This window comes from Chitinophaga sp. HK235, assembly GCF_018255755.1.
GTDB lineage: Bacteria > Bacteroidota > Bacteroidia > Chitinophagales > Chitinophagaceae > Chitinophaga.
Genome location: NZ_CP073766.1, coordinates 7,889,378 through 7,909,457, shown reverse-complemented (window position 1 = coordinate 7,909,457; position 20,080 = coordinate 7,889,378). Strand labels below are relative to the sequence as shown.

At 48.8% G+C, this 20,080-nt stretch carries 15 protein-coding genes; 8 read left to right on the top strand and 7 right to left on the bottom strand.

Features of this window, described 5'->3' with window-relative positions:
* Positions 1-49 precede the first annotated feature (49 nt).
* Positions 50-766 (bottom strand): GDSL-type esterase/lipase family protein, encoded by a 717-nt coding sequence (locus KD145_RS30490; protein WP_212003569.1) that lies wholly within the window; start codon positions 764-766, stop codon positions 50-52.
* An 81-nt stretch (positions 767-847) separates the two neighbouring features.
* Between KD145_RS30490 and KD145_RS30485 the strand changes: the two genes are divergently transcribed.
* On the top strand, positions 848-2,368 hold the full coding sequence (locus tag KD145_RS30485) for a hypothetical protein (protein ID WP_212003568.1): 1,521 nt from the start codon (positions 848-850) through the stop codon (positions 2,366-2,368).
* Between the two features lie 12 nt (positions 2,369-2,380).
* Here KD145_RS30485 and KD145_RS30480 read toward each other — a convergent pair whose 3' ends face one another.
* The 4 genes from KD145_RS30480 to KD145_RS30465 are packed head-to-tail and all read right to left on the bottom strand — an operon-like array spanning position 2,381 to position 5,156.
* Positions 2,381-2,764, bottom strand: coding sequence for a DUF3037 domain-containing protein (locus tag KD145_RS30480; protein WP_212003567.1), 384 nt, complete (start codon positions 2,762-2,764; stop codon positions 2,381-2,383).
* The gene (locus KD145_RS30475) at positions 2,742-3,587 is read right to left on the bottom strand and encodes a HipA family kinase (protein WP_249219656.1); all 846 of its coding nucleotides are present in this window, start codon (positions 3,585-3,587) and stop codon (positions 2,742-2,744) included. The genes KD145_RS30480 and KD145_RS30475 overlap by 23 nt, the downstream gene beginning before the upstream one ends.
* Positions 3,588-3,627: 40 nt before the next feature.
* Positions 3,628-4,614, bottom strand: coding sequence for an HAD family phosphatase (locus KD145_RS30470; protein WP_212003566.1), 987 nt, complete (start codon positions 4,612-4,614; stop codon positions 3,628-3,630).
* Positions 4,611-5,156, bottom strand: a complete 546-nt coding sequence (locus KD145_RS30465) for a hypothetical protein (protein WP_212003565.1) — start codon at positions 5,154-5,156, stop codon at positions 4,611-4,613. Before KD145_RS30465 ends, KD145_RS30470 begins: the two co-directional genes overlap by 4 nt.
* 164 nt (positions 5,157-5,320) lie before the next feature.
* Between KD145_RS30465 and KD145_RS30460 the strand changes: the two genes are divergently transcribed.
* The 7 genes from KD145_RS30460 (at position 5,321) to KD145_RS30430 (ending at position 16,786) form a co-directional block, all read left to right on the top strand.
* Positions 5,321-5,917 (top strand): RNA polymerase sigma factor, encoded by a 597-nt coding sequence (locus tag KD145_RS30460; RefSeq protein WP_212003564.1) that lies wholly within the window; start codon positions 5,321-5,323, stop codon positions 5,915-5,917.
* Between the two features lie 100 nt (positions 5,918-6,017).
* Positions 6,018-7,211: a FecR family protein gene (locus tag KD145_RS30455; protein WP_212003563.1), complete on the top strand. Its 1,194-nt coding sequence runs from the start codon at positions 6,018-6,020 to the stop codon at positions 7,209-7,211.
* Between the two features lie 184 nt (positions 7,212-7,395).
* Positions 7,396-10,743, top strand: coding sequence for a SusC/RagA family TonB-linked outer membrane protein (locus tag KD145_RS30450; RefSeq protein WP_249219654.1), 3,348 nt, complete (start codon positions 7,396-7,398; stop codon positions 10,741-10,743).
* Between the two features lie 30 nt (positions 10,744-10,773).
* Entirely contained in the window at positions 10,774-12,408 is a 1,635-nt protein-coding gene (locus KD145_RS30445) for a SusD/RagB family nutrient-binding outer membrane lipoprotein (RefSeq protein ID WP_212003562.1), read from the top strand.
* Between the two features lie 263 nt (positions 12,409-12,671).
* Positions 12,672-13,619 (top strand): endo-beta-N-acetylglucosaminidase H, encoded by a 948-nt coding sequence (locus tag KD145_RS30440; protein WP_212003561.1) that lies wholly within the window; start codon positions 12,672-12,674, stop codon positions 13,617-13,619.
* A gap of 294 nt (positions 13,620-13,913) precedes the next feature.
* A complete protein-coding gene (locus KD145_RS30435) occupies positions 13,914-16,133 on the top strand; it encodes a glycosyl hydrolase family 8 (protein ID WP_212003560.1) in 2,220 nt (739 codons plus the stop codon).
* A 245-nt stretch (positions 16,134-16,378) separates the two neighbouring features.
* Positions 16,379-16,786 carry a response regulator gene (locus KD145_RS30430; protein WP_113614050.1) on the top strand — a complete coding sequence of 136 codons (408 nt, stop codon included), beginning with the start codon at positions 16,379-16,381 and terminating at the stop codon, positions 16,784-16,786.
* Here the strand turns inward: KD145_RS30430 and KD145_RS30425 are convergent, their stop codons facing one another.
* Together KD145_RS30425 and KD145_RS30420 are read right to left on the bottom strand one after the other, a co-directional pair.
* Positions 16,787-17,260, bottom strand: a complete 474-nt coding sequence (locus tag KD145_RS30425) for an inorganic diphosphatase (protein ID WP_212003559.1) — start codon at positions 17,258-17,260, stop codon at positions 16,787-16,789.
* Between the two features lie 97 nt (positions 17,261-17,357).
* On the bottom strand, positions 17,358-20,012 hold the full coding sequence (locus KD145_RS30420) for a PAS domain S-box protein (RefSeq protein WP_212003558.1): 2,655 nt from the start codon (positions 20,010-20,012) through the stop codon (positions 17,358-17,360).
* Between the last annotated feature and the right edge of the window lie 68 nt (positions 20,013-20,080).

Below are 20,080 nucleotides of genomic sequence, written 5' to 3'. Positions count from 1 at the left end.
CAGCAGGATATCCGGCCCTGTATAAAAAGGACCTCAGTATCTATAATAGCTAAGGATTCAACAACTTTTTCAGAAACGCCGGATAGGTGTTCCCGTTATCAGTACCTGCCCCCTCCATAAACGCTCCGTAAGTAATACTGTCTCCAAAACAAAGGATACAATGATGTTTACGCAACAGTCGGTGCACCTTCAGATAGCGGTACAACTGATCTGCTATAAACCGGTACCCTTCTGCGGTAGGATGAATACCGTCTTCCCTGCCCATATTGGCTGCATTCACGATCAGAGAGGAGGCTGTTCTGACAGGCTCTCCACGCTGCTGGAAAATCTCCCGCAGATCCAGGAAATACACCTGTTCCGTGGCCGCTATCTGTTGCACAATAGTCCGGGCATCATCCAGCTTCCGGTTAGGATCTACAGGATACAACGCACGCGGATGCCGCTGAAAAAGATACCCCGTGTCTACCGGCAGAGAACTCATCAGCACCACTACTGCTCCCTCCTTCCGCAACTGCTGCACCAGGCTCTGGTACTGCGTTGCAAACTGCTCCTCACTCACCAGCTTACTGGAGTTGATCATATCATTGGTCCCCACCATCATCACTACCAGGTCGGGATGCAACGCCAGCACATCTTTATCAACTCTTGCCAGCAGGTCGCTGGTATTATTACCGGCAATACCTTTATTGATCACCGTATAAGGACGGGAGACACAGGAAACACAGGCCACCACATAGCAGCACAGGAGAAGGATTCTGAAGTTCATGGCAGACAAAATAATTCTTTTCGGTATTTTTATTCTTCAATTGTTTCAGTGAACACAGATTTAAATAAACTATTTCATCACATGTTAAGTCAAGGTAACCCGATATTATTAACCGATGCCATCAACACGGGTCTTATTAATGAACTCCACTACGACTTCCGACTACTCAACAGCTACCATCCCGAGTTGAAAGTACTGGTATTTGAAACAGATGTGGAAACAGACCAGTATATAGACCTCTATGATATTTATGTAGAAGAAGATATTGCCGGAATGATTTTTAACGGCCATCTTCATGTACACAATGCCATTATCGATTATGAGCTGGACACCTATTCTGCCTTTCTGCTGGTAAAGGGCAACCTTACCTGCGACAATCTGGTAGCGGGTTGTACCGAAATACTTGTCAAAGGCAATGCAAACGTTCTCCACACCTTCATCGGATATTACAACCATGGTGAGGTACACATTGAAGGAGATCTTCATGCCGGCTTATGGATAGAAGATGACCACCATACCAATGTCAATGGGAAAGTGAATGCTGTTACCTTTTGCAGAAGCTGGCATATAGCTACACCGGACTTCAGCAACTGGCATGATATCCTGCTACCGGAAGCAGTCACAGAACTGATGAAGGATGATTATCTCTTTGCCGGAAATGCAGACCTGATCCATAAAATAAAAGAAGGCCAGCCTGTTTTTAAACAAGGGCTTCTGCACACCCGCCTTACCCTGGATGATTTTTACCGGTTGCATCAAAACAGTCTCTATCCGCCGGATATGGATAAGCTCACCATGGTGGAAGACAAATGGGTGGTCAGTTTTACGAGGGCCGGACACTTACCGGGTGAACAGGAGTACGACTCCATCTTTATCATGAATCATCGCACAGACCTGTCTTTTTTTCTGCTGAAAGAAAATGATCTCATGATTTGTCTTTATGATGATGGAGATAATGAATGGAAAGATATAGTCCGGGATTCGCCACAGGAAAGGGAACTACGCCGTTATTTCTCCAGGGCACAGGAAATAGTAAGTTCCAGAGAGACATGGAATGCGCAATATAAAACTGCTATCAATAAAGAACAATTATGGCATTTGATATGGATGCTGAATCCCACTGATGACCTGGAAGCATTTAAACTAACGGCCACGGCTATATTCAACCGGGTCATCCTGGCGGCGGAATATCCTTATGCCTACATTCACAACACTTATCAGGATGACAGTGAAAAAAGAGGGCTGGCCGATGCGCCTGCCTTTAGTGTGCCCATAGCATTGTTCGACGGCCTGCTCTCACAAGGGCTGCTGGCCGAAATACCCGTCCACCGGCCACTTGCCAATGAAATCGCAGCACTCAACCAGCTGGGCACCTTATACTGGAACACCACTTTTCAATACCCGGAAAGTTATGCCAGCACACCGATAGATACTGAATACCTGCAATTCGTAAACGATCAACTGCAGCAGTATGAAATGGGGATCATCCGCCTGAATCCCGGTATAGACAATTATATTCTGGCGTGTATTCCTCTCCGTGAACTGACAGCCATTACAGAGAAATTATTGTTGTTTCAGATCAGGACGGATTACCTCATTTAATATTTTTAATTCTCAGAGCACCAGCTGCTGATGCAGCCTTTGCAAGGTGGCTGCTGCGTCTATGCACAGGCCGCCATGTGTTTTGGAGGTTTGAATAATAGTGCTTCTGGTAGCAGTCAGCCAGCGGAAACGGGAAGCCAGGTCCAGCATACCGATAGGGCCACCCTGGGGGCCGCCTGCACATATTTTTTCAATAGCACAGAGATAAGCCTGTACTTCCGGGATATTAATATCGGGATATAATGCACGCAACCGTGTTTCACAGAGGTGATAACTTGCCTGCAGGAATTTTTGTTTTTTACAGTAGAGCATAACACCTACGTTGAGAAATTCCTCCCGCTCCACCCGTGGCACTACGCGTATAACGGCGTACTCATATAAGTGATTTTCTTGCATATACTGCTTCTTTTACAAAAATTGCTGAGGAGGCTATCCTCGTGGTTAAAAACTGTGCATATACATCCCTGCGTTCCGCCGCAGTAATGGTTTCGGGACCATCGAGCCATTCTTCCGGCACCATGTCTACAATAGCGCGGATACGCTCCGGTGTAAGGATAGTACGGAAAGCACTGTCTGTTGCTTCCAGTTCAGAAGCCTGCGGCAGCAGCACATGGTCCTTTACCTTGGCAAAAGGCCTGATGGCCTGTTCTTCCCAGTTGTCCCAGGAATGATGAAAATAAAGGGACGCACCGTGATCTATCAGCCACAGCTCCTGGTGCCACATGAGCATATTGGTATTGCGCACGGTACGGTCTACGTTGGTCAGCAGACAATCCATCCATACGATCTTTGAAGCGAGGACCGGATCGATAGTGGTGACTACCGGATCATAGGTAACGGAGCCGGAGAGATAATGCAGGGCCAGGTTAAGTCCTACGCTCGACTTGAGGAGGTCCTGTATTTCCTCGTCTCCTTCGGTACGGCCGAAATCGGTGTCCAGGCCTGCAAATACAATTTCCGGCACTTTCAGGCCCAGTGCCCGGGCTATTTCTCCGCCAATGAGTTCTGCAATCAATGCTTTTACGCCTTGTCCTGCGCCTCTGAATTTCAACACATACAGGAAGCCGTCGTCGGCCTCTGCAAGGGCTGGCAGCGAACCGCCTTCCCGCAGTGGAGTCACGTACCTGGTTACCTGTACGGTCCTGAGTGGATAATACTGATGATTCATACCTGATGTTACTGTTTCCTTCCCATATGGGAAGGCCTGAAAATAGATCATTTTTTTCAGAAATCAGGAGCAGTGGAGCCTAAGAGAAGTTTCATCTTACAAAAACAACCTGCCAGTCGTTTTTCATACTGATTACATTCCAGCCATATTGATGGGCCCAGTTCAACGACTGGTTATCATCTTCTTCATAAGCAAATTCCCGGTCATCATCATCATGGTGAACAAGCAACTGCAGGGAGGGATAAGTGTTTCCCTGACAAAAGCGGAGCATGTAGATATCACCACCACCGCCTACATTACCACAGGCCAGAATAGGACGCTTGCCAATATAATACTGGATATTTACCGGCTTCTCCTTTTTATCGTTGAGTGTGCTGAGTCCTTTCAAACGCATAATATCGTTTACGCCTGCACTGTCTACATATTGATATCTGAAAGTAGAGCCTATCACCTGTTCCGGCGGAATACCATAATACTGCCAGGATACAGTCCTCATAAATTCAGCGGTGCCACCTGAACAGATAAATGTCTTGAACTGGTTGTAACGCAGATAATTGAGTAATTCCACCTGAGGTTGATACACCAGTTGTGCGATGGGCACGTTTAATACCGGATGACGCACTGATTCAAAAAACTGCAGGGCTACCCTGCGAAAGTCGGCTTCCGTCATGCCCGTATGGGTAAGGTCCATCAGCTCGAGGAGTTCTTTACGGCCCATGTTCTTCAGAAATTTTTTATCCCGTTCGATCACGGCCTTGAAGGGCTGTTTATTCCTCAGGGCCGGATGTTGCATCACCATCTGGTTGATACGGAACATCACAAACATCTCCTGCACCACAGGTTTTTCGGCCCACAACGTTCCATCATTATCGAAAGTGGCGATCCGGTCTTCCGGCGGTACATACTGGGCTGAATGTTCGGTGGTGACGGCTGTCACAAAACGGATGATAGCTTCTTTTGCATAACCATCATTCCAGGAAGGCAAAGGATCTCCCTGTGCCCGGCCAGACAGGGGCAGCAGCCACGTGCATATAATCCACAACAGGGCTACGCCCCTGAACAGCTTTATCATACTCATCTTCTTTCTTTGAGGAAGTCTCCATCTTTATTAAAAAAGAGGCGTCTGAGATCATCGCCTTTTACAATCAGCACTTCCCATTCTGCTTTTACTTTAGTAGGGGTGATCAGCCTTCTCACCTTGTCTTTGAGAATACGGAACCCTTCGTAATGACTGCCAATGTATTCATCGATCTTTACCGGCAATGTTACATCCTTTGCTCTTTCACTGGCCCTGATCAGGTTGCCTTGCGCATCATATACCGCTTCGATGTCTACCCCTTTTCCCTTCATGCTGAGTGTATAAAACTGATCATTGGGGCTGGGAGCATTTTGTTCTTCTATGAGCCATTCCTTTTTAAATACTGCTGCGGGGAGCTTCATGATCTGGGTGAGGTTGGCTGTAGGAAATTTTTGCATATAGGCAGCCAGCACTTCCGGCGGCAGGTCTTGTTTATTGATACGTTCTGCTCTTAGTATGGTTTCCTGATCCTGGGCTACAGTCCTTAGCCCCGGGAGAGCACATAACAGCAACAGGACGAAACATACTTTCACTGTTTTCATATACTATGTTTTTTATCGTTTATAATCAACCGTATCCTGTTAGAACAGCTGGCGGCACTAAATAGTTTTACGTTTCACCATTGGCCACTGCTAAAATCAGGTGATGAAATACAGATTCCGATTTGTTTCCTATATTTAGGCGGAAGAAAAAATCTAAACAGATATTGTCCAGGTCATCTATGCCGGATGAAAGAGAGCACCTAAAAGCAATAGCAGCTGGTAACGAGGCCGCCTACACGCGTATTTTTCACACCTATAGCCAACAGGTGTTTAATGCCGCCATGTTATATCTGAAAGATGAAACCGCAGCAGGTGAAGTAGTGCAGGAGATATTCCTGAGAGTATGGTTAAAAAGGGATGCGCTTGTTGCCGTAGAAGACTTTGCTGACTATCTCTTCATCCTTACGCGTAACTATATCTACGACAGCTTCCGCCGCCAACTGGTGAAACAGAAGGCCATGGCTTATCTCGAGATGCAGCATCCGGGTTATGCCAATGATACGGACCATGCTGTCCGTGAACATCAGTACGAACAAATGCTGCAGACCGCCATTGCTTCGCTCCCCCCTGCACGGAGAAAGATCTATCTCGCCCGTAAACAGGGTTTGAGTAATGAAGAAATTTCCCGTGAACTGAATATCTCTGTTCATACCGTTAAAAAACAGATGCAACTCGCATTACAGTTTTTACGGAGTTTTGTCAACCAGCAGCTGCGCAACTGGCTGCTGCTGCTTCTGCTGCTATTATACCTTCTCTCCTAATCATTTCATTATCAGCATTAAAAAAAATTTTCTCCCCGAATACTCCTTTTGCTTCCGACGTTCGTCTTTATAGCTGTCACCAATTCTAAAGTCGCTATTAATGACCGTCACAGAAATCAGACAGCTGCTGGAAAAATACAAGCAGGGGACATTGAGTCCGGAAGAGTTGTCGCAACTGGAAGAGGCTGTTGTTGCAGGTTCTTTTGAAGAAGAAATAAAGGCAGACATCCTGCATACCTTATATACCCATGCAGCTCCGGATGCCAACTGGCCGGAAGAAAAAAAGGCCGTATTGCTGCAGCAGATACTGCATACCACTCCGATGCGTCCGGTGCGTAACAACACCGTGCGGAAACGTTGGATATATGCTGCAGCCGCTGTACTGGCAGCAGGTATCATTACCAGCGGCACCTATCTGATGATGCGCAGGCAGGAACCCGCGCCGGTCGCCATTGTTCACCCAAAGGCCCCGCTGGCCCCAGGCTCCAGCAAAGCCATGCTGATACTGGCCGACAACAGTACCATCACCCTCGACAGCAGTAATAACGGCGCGCTGGCCACACAGGGCAGTACGCAAATCGTTAATACCAATGGTGCCCTCACCTACAAAGGTAATAGCAGCAACAAACAACCCTTATACAATACGGTGGCCACTCCACGGGGCGGGCAATATCAGCTCACCCTCGCCGATGGCAGCAGGATATGGCTGAATGCAGCCAGCAGCGTACGTTTCCCGGCCGCCTTCACTGGCAGGGAAAGGCTGGTGGAAGTAACCGGAGAAGTGTATTTCGAAATCGCTAAAAATGCGGCAATGCCTTTCCGCGTGAAAATAAAAACACCCGCCAACGATATGACCGTTACTGTGCTGGGCACAAGTTTTAACGTGATGGCCTATCCGGACGAGCAGGCTATCCGCACTACCCTGGTGGAAGGTACGGTGCAGGTGGCCCGCGGCACAGAGAGCAGTCTGCTCAAACCTGGCTACCAGGCCTCCATACCATCTGCCGGCGGAACTTTTGAGATCAGCGAAGCCGACATAGAACAAACACTGGCCTGGAAAGAAGGCAAGTTCCGTTTCCGCAACACCAATATCAAAACCATCATGCGTCAGCTGTCACGGTGGTATGATATCGATGTCGCTTATGATGGCAATGTATCAGATATAGACCTGACCGGTGTCATCTCCCGCAGGGAAGATGCAGGAGCCCTGCTGAAAGCCCTGGAAACCACACAAAGAGTAAAATTCACTGTAGATGGCCATACCATAACCGCCCGGCCCGTTGCGTCGCAGTAACACTTGTACCTGTAAGAATTATTAACGTTTAAAAGATTTCATGTTATGAATACGTAGTCGCATCAACCATTTGCGGGTAGAAAAAACCGGACCCCGATTGCAGTCAGAGCCCGGCACTAAATGGCTACCCAATTTCGCATTGTCATTAGAAACTGAATTATTTAAAAGCCACGAACACAAAAGTATGCAACAACTTACTACTGGCAAAGCCCGTATCAACCACGGGCCTTTGCAGCGAAAATTTCTGTTGGTTATGAAATTAACTGCCACTTTCATATTGGCCATCACCCTTCACCTGAGCGCTAAAACCTATTCTCAGACTGTTACCCTCAAGGGTAAACGGCTGGCGCTTTACGATGTGTTCAATAATATCAGCAAACAGACCGGCTACGAGTTTGTATATGATGAAAAACTCCTGCAAAGCTCCGGCCCTGTTACCATGAACGTGAACAATGCCCCCCTCACAGAGGTGCTGGACAAATGTCTGAAAGGGAAACCGCTCAATTACGCTATCGTCAACCGGATCATTGTGATCAGCCCCAAACCGGCGGAAATACCGGTAGTACAGGCCGCTCCCATCCGTGGTACCGTGACCGGCGAAAACGGACAACCCCTGTTTAACGTAAGCATCCAGATTAAAGGCACCACCAAAGGCACCATCACCAACGAAAAAGGTGCCTTCACCATCCAGGCCGATAAAAAGGATATCCTCGTTTTCAGCTACCTGGGTTATGAAAACAAAGAAGTGCCTGTAGGCAATAACGAAGTGCTGAACGTAGCCCTGGTGCCTTCCAACACCCAGCTGACAGGCATACTCGTGACTGCCCTCGGCATCAAACGCTCCGAAAAAGCCATTACCTATTCCATGCAACAGGTAAACGGTGCAGAACTGACCAAAGCCAAAGACCCCAACCTCATCAATACCTTAAACGGTAAAGTAGCCGGCCTTTCCATCTCCCCCAGCGCCTCTGGTATAGGCGGTTCTTCCAAAGTAGTTTTACGCGGTAACAAATCCGGTATCGGCAGCAACCAGGCCCTGTACGTAATAGACGGCGTACCCATGAACAACAATCTCACCAACCAGCCTACCAGCGCTTATGGCGGCAGCAACGCCTACGATGGCGGCGACCCTATCTCCAACATGAACCCGGAAGACATTGAAAACGTCTCCATACTGAAAGGTGCTTCCGCAGCAGCACTCTATGGCAGCCAGGGCGCCAACGGCGTGATCCTCGTCACCACCAAAAGCGGTAAAGCAGGTAAAACAACCATCAACTTCTCCTCCGGTGTCAACATCACCCAGGCGGCATATAAACCGGAGTTCCAGAACAACTATGGTCCGGCTAACGCTACTTCGCCGCAGAGCTGGGGCCCTAAACTCAACAGCCCTGCAGGTAACAACCTGTCTTCCTTCTTCCAGACAGGTCAGACCTACACCAATGCCATCAGCCTTTCTGCCGGTACAGAACAGATGCAGACCTACTTCTCCTATGCCAATACTTCCGCCACCGGTATTGAGCCAGGCAATAAACTGGGCCGCAACAACATCAACTTTAAGGAAACCGGACATTTCCTGAACAATAAACTGACTGCCGAAGCAGATGTAAACTATGTGACCCAGAAGATTGACAACACACCATTGTCAGGTCTGTATTTTAATCCGCTCACCGGTTTATATCTCTTCCCCCGCGGACAAAATATCCAACCTTTCAAAGACAAGTTTGAAGTGCCGGATCCTTCCCGCAACTTCCTGCCGGTGCAGAACTGGGCCTATCTGGATGATATCCAGCAAAACCCCTGGTGGATCACCAAACGCAACACCAATTCCCTGAACCGTAACAGGCTACTGCTCAATGCGCTCTTAAAATATGAAATTACTCCCTGGCTCAATGTACAGGGCCGCGGTAGTATCGACCGCATCAACGATGTGTATGAACAAAAGCTGTATGCAGGCACCTATAAGGTATTGTCACCCGCTAATGGTGTATACAACTACAACAACTCCACTACCACACAACAGTATGGAGATCTGTTGCTGAACTTCAATCTGCCTGTTAATAAAGATATCCGTTTAACCGGCATATTGGGTGGCAGTATCCGTGATATCAAAACAGAAGGCGTTAAGTTTGGCTCCGGCCAGGATGGTCTGAAAATCGCCAACGTCTTTAATATTCAGAACTTCAATACGCTGAATGCACTCAATTCCGGCGCGCTGCCGGAAAACCACGGCCAGTTCCAGTCGGCCTTCGGTAGTGCCAGCCTCTCCTGGAAAGAAATGGCTTTCCTCGACCTCACTGCCCGTAATGACTGGTCTTCCAACCTGTCTTACACACCCAATGGCTCCTACTTCTATCCTTCTGTAGGACTCAACCTGATACTGAGCCAGATGTTCCAGCTGCCACAAGTGATCTCTTTTGCCAAAGTGAGAGGTTCTTATGCAGAAGTAGGCAACTCTCCGGACCCTTATAAAAGCAATCCCGCCCAGAACACCTTTGGTGTAGGAACGCCTATCGCCAATACCAAAGCACCATTCACCGATCTGAAACCGGAAAAAACCAAATCCATGGAGTTCGGTATGGAATGGCGTTTCCTCGACAACCGGCTGACTGCAGACATTACTTACTATAAAACCAACACCCATAACCAGACCCTGAGCGTACGTGCTTCAGATGCTACCTTTTATAGTGACTTTTATTTCAATGCCGGAAATATCCAGAACAAAGGCATAGAAGCAGTGGTACGTTATGATGTTTTCCGTGGGGGTAAATTCCAGTGGAACACTGGTATTAACTACTCCGTAAACGACAACCGTATTGTGGAACTGGCCACTACCAATCCTGAGTTTGTGCTGAGTGGTGCTTCCGGCGCCAACTATGTGTCTAAATTCAAGGTAGGTGGTTCTTTCGGTGATATCTATGGTTCCGTGCTGCAGAAAGATGCACAGGGCCGTATCATGATCGATGACAAAGGTGCGCCTATCAAACAGGGCGGTGACTTTGTATACCTGGGCAACCCCAATCCCAAATGGCAGCTGGGCTGGAATAACAATCTCTCCTATGGTGCGCTGACACTGTCTTTCCTGATAGATGGCAAATTTGGTGGAGAGGTGATGTCTGTAACCCAGTCTGTAATGGACCAGTATGGTGTATCCAAAGCTACCGGTGACGCCCGTGATGCAGGCGGTGTAGCCGTTAACGGTGTAGGTCCGGACCAGAAAGCAGTTACCAGTGTAGACCCGCAGAAATGGTATGGCACCATCGGCGGCCGTGAAGCCGTATCCGGCGAATATATGTACAGCGCCACAGTGGTACGCTTACGGGAGCTGTCGCTTGGATATACCTTCCCGGTAAAAAACAATGTGTTTAAAGCCCTGCGCCTGTCACTCACCGGCCGCAACCTGCTTTATTTCTACAAGAAAGCGCCATACGATCCGGAAATGACCATGTCTACTTTCAACAGTATGTCCGGTGTAGACATCTTCATGCCACCGGCTACCCGCAACTATGGCCTGACGCTGAATGCTACCTTCTAACCGATGTTTGTCACCATTAAAAAAGAAAAAATGAAACGTTCCAATATATTTTCCGGTAAATACCGCCTGCCGGCCATAGCAGCAGGACTGCTGCTCGCCATGACCGCCTGCACCAAAAACTTTGAACGCTACAATACAGATAATACCGGCATCCCTGATAATATGCTCGAAGCTGACTTCTACAACCTCAGCTATTTAAAAACAGCTACCATGGCGATCTACAACTTCTCCGGCGGTGGCGATCCCAACTCTTTCCAGTTACAACAAAATCTGAATGCCGACTGCTTCTCAGGTTATATGGCTTCTGCCACCCCCTTTAACGGTGGCAGAAACAACCTGAGTTATTTTATGATGAATGGCTGGAACGGCGAAGCCTTTAAAGTAGGCTATCTCAGCGTGATGGGACAACTGGCCAAACTGCGGGCATCCAATATTCCGAAAGACTTTCCGGCAGTATGGGCAGTAGCACAGATTGTACAGGTAACCGCTATGAGCCGCGTGACCGACATCTATGGACCTATCCCCTATAGTAAAGCCGGCACCAGCAAAACCAGCATCGACTACGACAGTCAGCAGGAAGTGTACACCCGCTTCTTTAAAGAGCTGGACACTGCCAACGCCGCCCTGCGCGACTTTATCAGCAGCGGTAAAACACTGCCTTTCAACTTTAGTAATTTCGACCTGGTGTATGATGCAGACTTCACCAAATGGCTGCAGTTCAGTAACTCACTACGCCTGCGCCTGGCCATGCATATCATCAAGGCAGACAAAGCTACTGCACAGGCAGAGGCAGAAAAAGCCCTGGACCCGGCCAAAGGCGGTGTGATCACCACCAACGACGGCAACATGAACGTAAAAATTATCGGTGCCGGCTATACGAATCCGCTGGTGTTCATCGCGCAGAACTGGAATGATATCCAGATCAACGCATCCCTGCAGTGTTACCTGACCGGTTACAAAGACCCGCGGTTGTCCAGATACATGTCGCGGTCTACGGATGCTGCCATCCCCTCACAGTATGTAGGTATTCGCCTGGGCAGCATTACCAGCTCCAACAGCAAAAGCGATTATGTGGGTTATTCCGCCATCAACTACCAGGGTGGTATGTTTAAGCTCAACACACCTGTACAGCTGATGACTGCCGCAGAAGTATATTTCCTGCGCGCAGAAGCAGCCCTCAACGGTTTTAACAATGCCGGCGGTACTGTACAGGATCTGTATGAAAAAGGTATCAACACCTCTCTGGAGCAATGGCATGCGGTTGATGCCAGCTATGTCAACAACAGCACCAATACACCGGATGCTTATGTTGATCCGAAAAACACGCAAAACAACATCGATACCCCTTCCCATGTTACCGTGAAATGGGTGGAAAGTGCTCCGCTTGCGGAAAAACAGGAACGTATCAGTACCCAGAAATGGCTGGCCATGTTCCCCGAAGGACAGGAAGCCTGGACGGAATTCCGCCGTACCGGTTATCCTAAACTGTTCCCTGTTGTCAATAACAACAGCGGTAATACCATCGACAGCAAAATACAAGTCAGAAGACTCCCCTTCCCCCAGAATGAATATAATACCAACGGTGCAGCTGTTAACAAAGCCATTGGCCTGCTGAGCCAACCGGCCGACAACGGCGGCACCAGACTATGGTGGGACAAGCCCTGATTGATCTGATGTCGCTGATACTCCTGATGAGTGGAGAGCGGAGCGGAGATAATTGCTTAGATAGTTGTATAGGTTAATATATCGCGCAATAATATCCGGATGCTCTCTCTCTTCCGTCTCTCTTCTTCGCTCCAATCTTCGCTCATCAGGAGATCAGAAAAATCATTTTTAAATCAGCGTTTCAACCAATTTCTGAACCAATATTTACTGGCCTTACTCCGGGGAATTTTTACTTCCATTTTTAACCAATTAAAAATTCCGGTATGAAAAAACAATTCCGCGTATGGTCGTCGGTCGCAGTACTGACCGCATGTACAACCCTGCTCTTTACAGCCTCCTGTAAAAAAGAAGAAGCCCCTATTGATGCCTCCCCCACCGGCACCCAACCCAAAGTAGAAAGCGTTACCAAAGCCGGCGGCAAATCTGTCTGCTATGTGGAAGTCAACAGTAACAGCCTGCTCAACACGGGCAAGTATACACTGACTACCGGCGGGCAACAACTGTTTGACATCGCCATCATTTTTGCAGCGAACATCAATTACAACACCAGTACCGGCAAAGCAGTACTGTACAACAACCCGAATGTTACCAATGTGCTGGTCAACAAAGCCACACAGATTGTGCCTTTACAAAACAAAGGCATGAAAGTATTATTATCTATCCTTGGAAACCACCAGGGAGCAGGCTTCTGCAACTTCACCAGCCGTACTGCCGCCAGGGCTTTTGCACAGCAGCTCGCCGATACCGCCAACTACTACGGCCTCGATGGTATCGATTTTGATGACGAGTATGCCGACTATGGCAATAATGGTTTGCCTCAGCCCAACGACAGCTCTTTTGTAATGCTGCTCGATGAATTGCGGCAGCTGATGCCCACCAAAATAATATCGTTTTATTATTACGGGCCGGCAGCCTCCCGCTTATCCTGGGGCGGCAAAAAAGCAGGTGATTTCGTTAACTACAGCTGGAATGCTTTCTATGGTACCTATTCCGTGCCTAATGTAGCGGGGCTTACCAAAGCCAATCTGGGGCCTGCCGCAGTAGACATCATGGCCACCGGTCAGAGTACCGCCAACTCCCTGGCTACCCAAACCAAAAACAATGGCTATGGTGTCTATCTCTGGTACAATCTCACCAGCACCAACAAAGCCACCTATTTCTCCGGGGTGTCCAACATCCTGTATGGCAGCAGTGTGACCTATACACCCTGATGCCGCTGCTAGTGCGCTATTAATACAGTCCCCGGCCTATTTACCGGGGACTGTAATTTTTTTTATCCCTCCAATTTCATCATTATCAATCTGCTCCATGTTAAAAGTCACTCACCGCATAAATTTCAATCAACAAATCTGATAAAAAATACTTAATTTGAAATTACAATGCAATCGATTGAAGATTGATAACCCGGAGACCTGTAGTTTTAAAGGAGACCTGTAGTATTAGTGCATTAACCCAAACAATCCAAGATCTATTTCTCAATAACTCACCCCTAAAACAAACCCTCTATGACCAGACATTTATTGTTTTTTCTGGCCGGCCTGTTAAGTGTCGCCAGCCTTCTGGTACAGGCTCAGAACAAGCCTTATCCGCAAGCCATCAGTTATCCCAACTGTATCAAACCCAACAACGTTACCCAGGCAGACATGAACGCCAGCGTAGCCAGTTATTACGATTACTGGAAAGCTACCTACCTCAAACATAATCTCAGCTCCCTGCCGGGCGGTTATTATGTAAAAGGAGACATCACCGGCAGTGCAGACGGATTTACACCGCTGGGCTCTTCCGAAGGGCACGGTTACGGCATGGTGATCACCGTGCTGATGGCTGGCCACGACCCTGCCGCCAAAACCATTTATGATGGACTGTACAAAACATTCAAAGCCTACCACAGCCCCAACAACAGCAAACTAATGGGCTGGGTAGTAGCGGATAACACAGCGGCCCAGGGCCACTTTGACTCCGCTACCGATGGCGACATGGACATCGCCTACTCTCTCATTCTTGCTCACTACCAGTGGGGCTCCGCTGGTACCATCAACTACCTCAATGAAGCTAAAACCATGATCAATCAAGGGCTCAAAGCGAGTTATGTGACCAACAGCAACCGCCTCAACCTCGGTGACTGGGACACCAAGACCGCCCTCAATACCCGCCCCTCCGACTGGATGATGGACCATATGCGGTCATTTTACCAGGAAACCAATGATGCCACCTGGAATAACGTCATCAACGCACTCTATAACGTGTATACACAGTTTTCTGCCACCTACTCCCCCAGCACAGGGCTTATCTCCGACTTTGTCGTGAAAAACCCGCCGGAACCAGCGCCACAGAACTTCCTCGACGAATACCCTCCCACCAATGAATACAATTACAACGCCTGCCGCGTACCCCTTCGCATTGTGATGGACTACGCCATGTATGGCAATACCACTGCTCTCTCCCTCAGCAATAAAATGGTGAACTGGATCAAAACCAAAACCAGCGGTAATCCTGCCAATATCAAAGATGGTTATAAGCTGAACGGTACCGCTTCCGGCACCGGCCAGGAAGCCGTGTTCATCGGGCCTTTTGTGGCCGCCTCTGTAGGCAGCAGTAGCAACCAGGCCTGGCTCAACAGCGGATGGAACTACCTGAAAACCGCTAAGAGCGGCTATTACAGCGACTCCTACAGTCTGTTATGCCAGCTCTTCATCTCTGGTAACTGGTGGATACCCGGCAACAGCAGCCCTTCCAATGTACCGCCCAGTGTCAGCATCACTTCACCGGCTAACAATAGCGCCTATACGTCGCCGGCTTCCGTTACCATTAACGCTACCGCCACCGACAGCGACGGCTCCGTTACCAAAGTGGAATTCTTTAATGGTAGTACCAAACTGGGAGAAGCTACCGGCAGCCCCTACGCCTGGACCTGGAACAACGTAGCAGCCGGCACCTACACGCTCACCGCCAAAGTCACCGACAACAGCAATGGCAGCACTACTTCCGCACCTGTAACAATTACCGTCGGTTCCGCCCCGGGTTGCAACCCCGCCGAAGCCAGCGGTGATGATGGCAACGTAGCCTCCAACGCCATCGACAACGATCTCAACACCCGCTGGTCTGCCAGCGGCGACGGGCAATGGATACAGTTCTGTCTGGGCAGCTCCCAGTCCGTTAATGGTGTAGACATCGCATTCTATAAAGGCGATACCCGCAAAGCAAAATTCGATATCCTTGTCAGCGCAGATGCACTTAACTGGACGGCCGTAGCCTCCAATCTGCAAAGCAGCGGCAGCTCCCTTGCCCTCGAATCATTCCCGTTCAGCGCTGTAACGGCTAAGTACATACGAATTCTGGGACATGGCAACAACCTCAACGCGTGGAACAGTTATGCGGAAGTAAAAGTCAAAACGGTGGCTCCGCTCGCAGGCAGCACCAGCGCTTCCATGGCCTTCACGCCAGTCAACGATGCTCCGCCAAAAGCCGGTAAACTGAGTATAGACGCCTTCCCCAACCCCTTCCGTGGAGATCTGCGCATTACTTATATATTGGAAAAAACCGGCGTGGCCAACCTTACTGTTTATAATCTCGCCGGACAACCGGTGGCCGTACTCGTCAACGGACAGCTGTCTGCCGGTACCTACCAGGCCACCTTCCGAAGTGGTAACCACGCTTCCGGCATCTATATCATCAAACTGGCACAGGACGGTAATATCATCAGCAAACGGATCGTGAAGGAATAAAGCAGATGATATAATTCGGATATCTTATTATTTGGATATTTCAATTGTAACAAGTAGCATTTCTTCTTCATAAACAAACCCGGTTACTGGCCGGGTTTGTTTATTATCATTAAATTATATTACTGATATTACTATTTGACTTTATCTTTTTATTGACCGATATTTATAAATCCTTGAAAACATCAACTGAGAAATTTTTTTTAGCGAGAATTTTTCATTTGTAAACCTTAGTGAACCGTAACAATATGAAGCCACATACCGTTCTGCTGATTGATGATGATGCGGATGACCGGATCTTCTTCAGCGAAGCCATAAAAAAAGTCTCGCCCGAAGTAGAGACTCATTACTGTGAAAGTGGCATGCAAGCCATTGACCTTCTCTCCCATAAAAAAATTGCCAGTCCTGACTATATTTTCCTGGACATGAACATGCCGATGATGAATGGCAAAGAATGTCTGCAGGAGCTCGGAAAGGTTATTCACAGAGGACTTACAAAAATCATCATTCTCAGCACCTCTGATATGGTGGAAGATGTACAGGAATCCATGGCGCTGGGCGCCAGGCTATTCCTCACCAAACCAGATTCCTTTGATGCCCTCTGCAAAATATTGAAAGATGTTCTCGAAGAAAAATGGCAGAAATGTTTCCGGTGATCAGACAAATTTTATTTGTTCGTAAGCCGGCGCCGCATCCAGATACCCCATGGGCCTGAATTGTTTGCCCTCCAGCTGATGGTAGGCCACTAAAAAAATTTCCAGTTCGCGTATTAGTTTATCAGGCATCACATCAACCTCCTTGTATACAGTAGAAACAAATGGCACCGCGATATAACGGTCGTTCCGGATCTGTGTGCCGTCGGCCTCCCGCTGTATTCCTTTGACGGCTCCTATCAACCGGCATTTGAGCATACAACCGCTGAAAGTTTTAAATTCCGATAGTACCAATATGTCCAGCGGCCCACCATCTTCTCCCCTGGTACCGGGAATAAATCCGAAGTCAAAAGGAAACACCATCCCGGCGGGTAATGCCTTACTCAATACAAAAAAACGGGACACCGGGTCAAAATCAAATTTCTCACTGCTTCCTCTTGGTGTTTCAATCACCACCTGCAGCTCTTTTATAATCATGGATACGCGCTTAAACTTGGTCAACAATAAAAGAGATAAATAGCATACAACTGCACCACTCAAAAAAAATACCAATCCGCCGATACAGGAAGATTATTTACATGACAGGTAAAACAACGTTAAAAACGGCGCCTTCGCCCGGCTGGCCCACCGCGCGGATGCAGCCCTTATGGTTAGTAGCAATCTTATTACATAGCGCCAGCCCTATACCGGTGCCTTCATAGGCCGTACGGTTGTTGAGCCGCTGAAAAATCTGAAAGATCTTGTCTTCATACACCTGGTTAAACCCAATACCATTGTCACTCACAGTAATCTCGTAATAACTGCGGCTGTGGTCCAGTTCAGGATAATTCTTTAATGCATCTTCCGGCAGCACCCTTGAGCTGATGCGGATTTCCGGTGTTCTGTCTTCCGCGGTAAACTTCAAGGCGTTGCCCAGCAGGTTGTACAACAGCTGGTTCATCTGCAGGGGGACCGCCTGTATGGCCGGCAGGGCATCAATGGTGACAAGCGCTTTTTTCTGACTGATGGTCACTTCAAAATCATTCAGTACATGTGCTATCACCTCATTGAGATCTGTCTGCACAAATGTATCCTCAGTGCGGTTCAGGCGGGAGAAGTTCAGCAGGTCATGAATCAACTGCGACATCCGTCGGGCACTGATCATCATCTTTTCGATATACACCCTGGAAGTCGCGTCCAGCGCCGGTCCACCGGCCTCACAGAGTAAACCGGCGAAGGTGTGGATTTTACGCAGCGGTTCCTGGAGATCGTGACTCGTCACAAATGCAAACTGTTCCAGCTCTTTGTTGGACTTCTCGAGGTAGAAGTTGGCTTCGGTGAGTTCGCGGGTACGTTGTGCCACGATGGCTTCCATTTCCATAGCCACCTGCATATAACGGGCTTCACTTTCCTGCAGGGCGGAGAATAGCTTTTTCTGTTCAGATACGTCCCTGGCTATTTTGGACACCCCGATAAGACGGCCTTGTGCATCTTTTAACGGGGAGATGGTCAGGGAGATATCGATGAGCCGACCGTCTTTGGCCACCCGCTGGGTTTCGAAGTGATCAACAGAGATCCCTTTGGTCAGCTGGTCCATGATCTCTTTTTCTTCTGCAGTGCGGTCGGGTGGTATCAGTATGAGGATGGATTTTCCGGTCACTTCCTCGCTGGTGTAACCGAAAAGTCTTTCTGCTGCCGGGTTCCAGCTGGAGATGATACCTTCCGGTGTTTTGCTGATGATAGCATCGTCGGTGGATTCCACGATAGCTGCCAGTCTGCTCATATGTGCCTGGGTCATTTTTAACTCTGTGATATCTATCAGCATGTTAACGGCACCGGCTACACGACCTTCTTCGTCGAAGATGGGGTCCGGGTAGGGCTGCACATTCCGTCTGGTCCCGTCCGGTCTTTCCACTACTATCTCCACGTCTCTTACCGCTTCTCCCTGCTGCAATGCCCGGGCCATCGGGCAGGTATCCAGTGGCACCGGCGTGATGCCGTCTGGTTCAAATATTTTCCAGGAGCCGCACCACATATCATGGCCTATCATCGGCTCGCGTCCCCACAAGGTGGCGGCAGCCTGGTTAAACCACAGGATACGACCGGCTTTGTCGCAGGTATAAAGGGCTGCGGGCAGTCCTTGCAGCAAATGATGATACCGGCTGTTGGCCACTTCCACAATATCATCCACGCCTTTTAGTAACATAATCGCTGCCGGCGCCTGCCGGAACAAATCGCGGAACTGATGGGCCACATAGGTCCCGGCACTGGTAATGGCAGCTGCCAGCTGATCACCCACCTGCCGGAGAAAAGCCAGGTATGCGTCATCCGGCTGACGATACGGGTTGAGCCCTACAATCAGTACGCCATAAAGCGTATTCGTAAAGTGATGTATCACCGGTATCAGCACTGCCTGGTCCGGTGCCTGCTCCCAGGCTCCTGCCGGCAGCTGCCATGGCTTCTCCCGCAGCTGTTGCACTTGTGCCATCCGATGCGACCGCAACACCTCTGCAACAGGCCAATGAAAATTTTCATCTGTCAGGGTTACAGAACGGGGGAAAGCAGCTTCCGGCAGATCATCTGCCGTATAGCCCTTCAGGTGAGTATCTTGATCTGTCTCATAAAAAACAGCAAAAGGAAAATCATGGCGGTTTTCGCGCAAGGCCAGCAAACTATGGATGTACACGTCCTGTATCCGCCGGCTGTTGAGATTAAACGTTGTCAGGTCCTGCAGGGTCTTCATCTGACGGGCCTGCACAATGCGGTCAGTTTCATCGGTGACCGTACACAGAATTCCTTCCGGCACACCATTGTTGCCCGGAATGGGGCTCAGCGAGAAAGTGTAATAGCTTTCCTGTAAATAACCATTGCGCTCTGTGAAAAACAGCAATGCTTCGTTGCAGGTACCCACATTGTTGTGAAGGGTGTATTCTGCCAAGGCGCCTATCTGCTCCCAGCGTGTTTTCAAGACAGTCCTGGCGGGCTGTCCGATGCCAGCCGGATGTTTGCTGCCAGCCAATATCCGGCTGGCATCATTATAAAAACTAATAAGTTCCGGTCCCCACCAAACAAACATAGGTTGACCGGATGTCAGGATAATCCTGATACAGGTTTTTAAGGGCTGTGGCCATTGGTCCACAGGGCCCAGTACAGTATTTTCCCAGGGATAGTGGCGTATAAGTTCACCGGTTTCACCACCGCCAGCCAGAAAATGATACTTGCCAGAAGTAACGGTATCCATGGTTCCCATCTAAACTGTTTTAGGGTTTAAATCAGCTATAAATATACAGATTTAAACACTCAGCCAGGGGAAGAGTG